The organism is Planctomycetaceae bacterium (genome assembly GCA_041398785.1).
Classification (GTDB): Bacteria; Planctomycetota; Planctomycetia; order Planctomycetales; family Planctomycetaceae; genus JAWKUA01.
Map to the genome: position 1 here is coordinate 1 of JAWKUA010000056.1, position 6,624 is coordinate 6,624.

5 protein-coding genes and 1 tRNA gene are annotated in these 6,624 nt (G+C 60.2%); 3 read left to right on the plus strand and 3 right to left on the minus strand.

The genetic code is table 11. The features are described from left to right. From R3C19_27210 to R3C19_27220, 3 genes are all read left to right on the plus strand, one after another. Positions 1-506: hypothetical protein (locus R3C19_27210; protein ID MEZ6064052.1), on the plus strand; the 506-nt coding region annotated here is incomplete at its 5' end. 206 nt (positions 507-712) lie between these two features. Beyond that, complete coding sequence (locus R3C19_27215) at positions 713-1,855, plus strand: hypothetical protein (protein ID MEZ6064053.1); 1,143 nt, start codon at positions 713-715, stop codon at positions 1,853-1,855. 93 nt (positions 1,856-1,948) lie between these two features. Next, positions 1,949-2,995, plus strand: a complete 1,047-nt coding sequence (locus R3C19_27220) for a glycosyltransferase (GenBank protein ID MEZ6064054.1) — start codon at positions 1,949-1,951, stop codon at positions 2,993-2,995. A gap of 539 nt (positions 2,996-3,534) precedes the next feature. Here R3C19_27220 and R3C19_27225 read toward each other — a convergent pair. The 3 genes from R3C19_27225 to R3C19_27235 form a co-directional block, all read right to left on the minus strand. Next, complete coding sequence (locus tag R3C19_27225) at positions 3,535-4,554, minus strand: tyrosine-type recombinase/integrase (GenBank protein ID MEZ6064055.1); 1,020 nt, start codon at positions 4,552-4,554, stop codon at positions 3,535-3,537. Positions 4,555-4,628: 74 nt separating this feature from the next. Beyond that, positions 4,629-4,702: transfer RNA gene (locus R3C19_27230), tRNA-Pro, on the minus strand. 548 nt (positions 4,703-5,250) lie between these two features. Then, positions 5,251-6,132, minus strand: a complete 882-nt coding sequence (locus tag R3C19_27235; GenBank protein MEZ6064056.1) for an alpha/beta fold hydrolase — start codon at positions 6,130-6,132, stop codon at positions 5,251-5,253. Positions 6,133-6,624 lie beyond the last annotated feature (492 nt).

Here is a 6,624-nt window from a genome sequence, read left to right on the forward strand (position 1 = left end):
GGCTCCGCGTCAGGTTGACGCCAGTTGCCGGATGGACTCCGGCGGTGGATGGTGCAGGTCAGAATTCTCGCGGCGGTATCGGGAGGAACGTGGTGGATCACGGATCGGTGGCATTGCCGGAGTGCTCTCACCGCACGGGCGTTGCTGAGTCTGTGGTGTATCACTGTTCGCATTCGCTGGTCCGGGCGGCCCGCGGGATGGTGACGGCGGAGATCTGCGGGCTGTGCAGTGTTCGCGAGCTTCCGTCGCAGCCGGTTTCGCGCGACGGGAAGACGCGGCGTCCGCCGCGGTTGTGGAAACAGGCGTGGAATGTGACTCAGGCGGTGGCCTCATTCCTGGCGGACGGCTGCCGCACGCTGGATGAAGACGCTTACCGCCGGCGTCTGGAGATCTGCGAAGACTGCGAGCAGCGGCAGGGCAACCGCTGCATGAGCTGCGGATGCCAGCTCCTGGTGAAAGCGCGGGGCAGAGCGTTTCAGTGTCCTCTTGGAAAATGGCCGGATTGATGGTGTGCGCTGCGGGCAGTGGCGTTGAGGTGATTTGGTGGCGGCCTTTGTATGGCGGCGGAAAAGACGGGGCCATCCATAGTTGACGAGGAAAAGACGGGGCCATCCATAGTTGACGAGCGTGAGTTTGCCGATTACCATCCGCTCTGGCAACCGCAGTGCGGTGTCGCTTCTTTCAGTTTTCAGTTGTTCAAGAGGCTGTCGTCATGGCACGAGTGAATCGTCGGGAGGTGTTGTCGGAGGATGAGGTTCAGGTGGTTCACTGCATCAATCGCTGTGTGAGGCGGGGGTTTCTTTGTGGGATGGACCCGGTGTCGGGGCAGGACTACGAGCATCGGCGGCAGTGGATTCGCAATCGGTTGGAGTTCCTGGCCGGGGTGTTTGGCGTCGAGGTCACGGGGTTTGCCGTGATGAGCAACCACTTTCACGTCGTGCTGAGGACTCGGCCGGATGTGGTGGCGGGATGGTCCGACGAAGAAGTCGCTCGGCGGTGGTGGCAGTTGTTTCCTCTGCGACGCAATCAGGACGGATCGGCGGCGGAACCGGCCGAGACGGATCTCAATGCGATCATCAATGACGCCGCGACGCTCGAAGAACGCCGCAAGCGGCTGTCGAGCGTGTCGTGGTTCATGCGGTGCATGTCGGAAGTGATTGCCCGCATGGCCAACGCCGAAGACGAATGCACGGGCCGGTTCTGGGAAGGCCGCTTCAAGGCTCAGGTGCTGCCCGATGAAGAAGCCATTGCCGCGTGCATGGTCTATGTCGACCTGAACCCCGTGCGAGCCGGTCTGGCGGAGACTCCGGAAGACAGCGAGTTTACCAGCGTTCAGGAACGCGTGGCCGATCTGAAATCGGCGGAGCAGATTTCAGACGACAGCGTTCAGTTATCAGAGCACGGCGCGAAGTCGGCAGCCGAACAGGCCCCCTCATCCGCCCTTCGGGCACCTTCTCCCCCGCAGGGGCGAAGGGACACGGTGGACGCCCGCGTCGAACACGGCCCACGAGCCGGCTGGCTGGCTCCGGTGGAATTGGATCCAAAGCGAAAGAAGGTCCGCGAAGAATCCAACCCTCGCCGAGCCACCAACAAAGGCTGCCTGCCGATGACTCTGGCCGAATACCTGCAACTCGTCGACTGGACCGGCCGCCAGCTTCATCCCGGAAAACGCGGCGTGATTTCGGAGAACGCTCCGCCGGTTCTGGAGCGGCTGGGAACGTCCGAGGAACTCTGGCTGCATACGGTGAAAAAATTCGGAAGAACCAGAGCTGTGACAACGATGCGGTCCGGAGACAACGTGACTGCGGTGGGTTCGAATCGAAAAAGGTCCGTGAAGCTTGCATCCCCTGCGTGAGCGGCGAACATCCGGCTTGATGCCGCACGTCCCGTGCCTTCATCCTCCGGCACCGCCACGGCGACACATGCTTCACCGTGCAAAGCCACGTCCATGGAACGCTCGCCAGACCTTCCCGATCCGCTCGTGCAGATTGTCGGCCCGACCGACAACTGGATTCTGCAGAAACTGTCGTCCGTGCTGGTCGGCAAGCTGCCGTATTCGAAGTTTGCCGCATGGCGTCCGGATCGCCAGGGCCGTCTGGCTTACTATGTGAACTATGCACTCTATGAGCGGCCAAGCGGGCTTATCGATGTCGGCTTCTTCACTCACCGAGACGACACTCACGACTTTCTGGAACGCGCCCGGAGCATTCACTGCTGCGTCTGCATGGCGAGTGTCTACGCCGACTGGCTGAAAGACCGGACGCCGCGCGAGGTCGCTCACATTCGGATGGGCTTCGATGCTTACCGCTACCGGCCGAGTCTGGTGCTGGGCGTCATCGGCCGGCTCGATCATCCGCGGAAGGGCCGGCACCTCGTCGAACGCATCCGGCAACTGCCATTCATCGAACTGGTCGCCACAGAAGGCATGCTGCCTCAGGAGTCACTGCGGGAACTCTATCAGCGTGTGGACTACGTCCTGATCCCCGCCACGGTCGAAGGCGGCCCGCTGAGCCTGCTGGAAGGATTAGCAATGGGCAAACCGGTGATTGCGCCGGAAGGAGTCGGTGCCGTTCCCGAACTCTGTCCAACCGAACGCATCCTGTTGTATCCGGCAGGCGACGCCGAAGCACTCACGCAACTGGTCACCGACTGTTACCGGAAAAAGCTGCAGCACGCCGCCGTCGTCGCCGATCGCAGTTGGGACCACTGGGCGGAGGACCATCACGCTCTGTTCGTCCGGCTTCTCAAAAACAACGGCATCACCATGCCGCCACCCGGCCCCGGCTTCCGCTTCGGAATGATGCGAGAACTGGATCTCAGTTCGGACAAAGGGATTTCACCGTCCCAGGATCTCACAGATCTGGAAAGCGCCATCGACCGCGCCGCCGCGTACCTGTACTACGACATGACCGAGCCTGCTCGTGCGATTCTGAAGCTTGCGGCAAAACGGTATCCCCAGGTCGATCGACTGATCGCGACGCTACCCCAGACCTGATACGGCAGCCGCCCACGCCGGGGACTGCTCGTCGAGCAACGTTGTGCTCGTTCGCTTGCACATCCACCATTCGGTTGACGTCGACAGGTGCTCCCGACGACAGACTTCTCGCTGCAGCCTCCAGACAACCGTTTCGGGCAAACAAGGTAGGCGCCCATCGGCATCAGTCGTCTGTGGGCCGGGCGTGGTCAGGATTTGATGGACCTATTGAGCCGGTTCAGACGGCGTTCCAGGCGATTGCGGTCGCGGCGGGCGGCCTGTTGCCGACGTTCCTCGACGCGGCATGCGCGGATCGACTCCGGATTAGACCGGGCCCACACGTCCGGACGCAGAACCCCGGTGCCAGTGCAGGAAACGATGCAGGAATCCCCTTTAAAATCGCGGGAGACTCTGTAAACTGTGGACGTGCCGAAACTCTGAAAGCCAGTGTTTTCCCTGATCCACGCACCCGCAGCAGCGGCCTCCGGGGCCAATGAAGCATCTGGTCTCGCAGGTGGTATTCGCACTCGAAACACCGAACTCCTGTACCTGATCGGCAGTCAACTCGTTTGTCTCCGCCCTCTTGCTTTGGCAATCGAATTCCTGAGAAACTCGGAATCCACCGCAAGGTGCTGGTACGTTTTGGCGACTTGGGAAGCGTCGGCGTGCCCCATGAGAATGGAGACCGTCACGGGATCGACTCCATTCTTCAGTGCGGTCGTGGCAAATCCGTGTCTCACTGCAGTGGCACAGAGACCAGGGATGGGCGTCTCTGCTTTTTCCAATCGTGCTCGAAGCCGTCGGAACCGACAGTTGACAGAATCTTTTGTCCACGGATTTCCGTCCATGTTCCGCAACAGTGGCCCGTCCGGCTGCTCCTGGCAGATCCTTGCGACAAGCCGACAGGCTGCTTCCGTCAGATAGATGACGCGAGGAAATCGCTTTCCCTTCGCATCAGAAGCAGGCAGGACAATTCGGGCAGCGTCAAGTTCGCAGTGCCGGGCCTCGACCAGCTTCGCCTCCTGCGGCCGAGCACCGGTTTCGCTGAGAAACTGCAAGTAGTCGCGGAACTGCTGGTCCGCGACCTGTTTCAGGATCAGTTCGAACTGGTCGACGCTCACAAAAACTTCACGGCGCCGCGGTGTCGGACGTTCAACCGTCAGCAGCGGACTTTTCTGCAATCTGCCATCCCGGACAGCCCAATTGAACACTCGCTTCACGGCTCGCACGGCATTGTGCTTCGTCGTGTCGTTCCACCGCTTCTGGCTGTCAAGCCAGTTCGTGACATGAAACGGCTTGAGATTGCCGATCAGCAGCTTCACGCCCGTTGAGCGGATGAACGACGAAATGAACTTCTGGTAGAAGTCATACGTCTGTGCAGAACGGTTCTTTTGACACCACTCAAGGTAAGCGTTGGCCAGCGTTGCAACGCGGTCACCGTCGCTGACGGGAGCGTCATCGGCCATGAGTTCGTGGTACCGCCGGAAAGCTTCATCCTTGTCCGGCCCGAGCTTTTGCATCCGACCCTGATGATGCACATACCACGACTTGTGAGACTTCTTGAAAAACGGCTTTCGCATCGATGCATCCTCCTTGTCCCCGTTTTGGGGACAATTCTGGGGACATCCTTCGCTGCCGGACCCGTTTCGTCAAATCGGGGTGACACGATTTGAACGTGCGACCTCGTACTCCCGAAGCACGCGCTCTACCAAGCTGAGCTACACCCCGTGAAAACACCAGCGAGGATGCGACCTATCCCAGAATTGCGATTCACTGCGCCGGAACTTCTGAAGTCAGACGAAGCAGATTGAGTCCGCGACGGGTCACCACGCCGAGGCCGGCATTCTAGCGGCAGGCCGTGTTCGTGCAATCGATGTATCTCGTTGCCCCGCGATCGGCCGGCACGCAGATTCCCGGTGACGCAGTGTCGAAGTTGTCGTGAGGCATCACTGTATACCGCGATCGGGGCAGAATGAGACATTCGGGCTCGCAGGAGTATGAAGAGCGAAAAGTATCGGCGTCCGCCGCGGCCAGTATAGACAGGTCGGCATTCTTACGAGCGAATCGGCGGTGAAGAAACGCCTCGCCGCCATACTGTCGGGCGGAAACCGAATGGGCATCCGAACATCGGAGTCCACGCTGATGTGGCTCTCAGACACGAATCAAATGTCGTTCGGCAGCGCTGGCGCTGAACCTTGCGGTGTTGGAGTCGATGGACTGGATGATCTGAAGTCGTGCCGAAAATTGCGACTGCGAGATGTCGTCGAACGGCTGTCTCAGGACGGGGCCATTCTGAGAACTGTGGTGGCTGTTGGTTCGAGCCTTTCCGTGGACAGCCAGTGGACCAGATCTCGTGCAAACAGTTCTCTGGAAGCGTCGAATTCGAGAGTATGCCGTGCTTCCGAATAGCAGATCTGCGTCAGGTGCCGGATGGAGAACGTCGCGACTCGTCGCCGAGTTGCCGCGTTGTCGATGATTTCGTCGTGTCCGGCCAGCATCACGAGTGTCGGATGGGTGATGCGATCCGCGTTCTGTCGGATGATTTCATCAAGGTCATTTCCGGCGTTCAGAAGACCGCTCGTCACATGGTGTAGTGCCAGGGGGTCGTCGGCGATGAACTTTCTGCATCCGGCATCGTCGGTGAACAAAGCCGGATCGCTCAGGGGGATTTCAACCGACTTGTGCCGAACATCATGCCGCCGAGCCAGGTGCAGCCGAAGCCGCTGCCACCATGTCGGACACAACTTCGGCTCCAGCCCCGGATACAAGAGCGCCAGGCGATCGATGAGTTCCGGATACGTCGCCGCGAATGCCGCCGCAATCTTGCCTCCCCAACTCACACCCAGCAACGTCACCGGCACATCTCCCGGCCGATGACAGCCCGGCTTGGCTGCCTGTGATTCCGCTTTCCAATTTTTCGCCAGCCGCACCAACTGTCGCACATCGTTCAGCAGCCGCATCCCGTGATCGGCATGACCGCGCAGGCGACCGTTGAGTCCCGAACCTCGCCGGTCCGCGAAGTACACGTCGAAACCTGCGTCGGCCATCCTGCGCGACGAAAACTCGTACCACGCGGAGTGGCTTTGAATGCCGTGCAGTGCAACGACAATTCCACGGCGGATTCCTGTGGCCGGGTAGTGCCGAAAATGCAGTGTCATACCGTCGGACGTGGTAAGTGTCCTTACGGCCTCCCGTGTTTGCATGTCGTCTTTCAATGAGCCACTTGTCCGGATGAACAGAGAATCGCGTTATTTCGTGCCGACTGAGTACCGTACTGCAATCACAGCAGGCGTCGGCCGAAGGCCCGACCGCGACTGCCGGTTTCAGAACTCGAATCCGTGTCTTAGGCGAGCGGCAGATGATTTATGCTGGCCGCGGCGGACGCCGATATTTTTCGCTCTTCTTACTCCCGCGAGCCCGAATGTCTCATTCCACCCCGCTCGCGGTATATTACCTGCCCGCGAGCCGCACGGCGCTAGCCGCGGTTGTGCCCGCATTCAACCGGGGCTAGCGCCCGTCGACTGGCCGGTAGATTCTCATCTGCCGCACGCCTCAAGCAACATTACATCGCAATCGGGTGTCCCGGTACCAGCGAATTCGAAAGCTCAACGACGGAGAGGCAGGAAGAGTTGACGACTGACCTTGAACGA

Bases quoted from the DNA above. Each gene is read 5' to 3' on its own strand.
- R3C19_27215 (MEZ6064053.1), top strand. From the start codon at position 713: ATGGCACGAGTGAATCGTCGGGAGGTGTTGTCGGAGGATGAGGTTCAG.
- R3C19_27220 (MEZ6064054.1), top strand. From the start codon at position 1,949: ATGGAACGCTCGCCAGACCTTCCCGATCCGCTCGTGCAGATTGTCGGC.
- R3C19_27225 (MEZ6064055.1), bottom strand. From the start codon at position 4,554: ATGCGAAAGCCGTTTTTCAAGAAGTCTCACAAGTCGTGGTATGTGCAT.
- R3C19_27235 (MEZ6064056.1), bottom strand. From the start codon at position 6,132: ATGACACTGCATTTTCGGCACTACCCGGCCACAGGAATCCGCCGTGGA.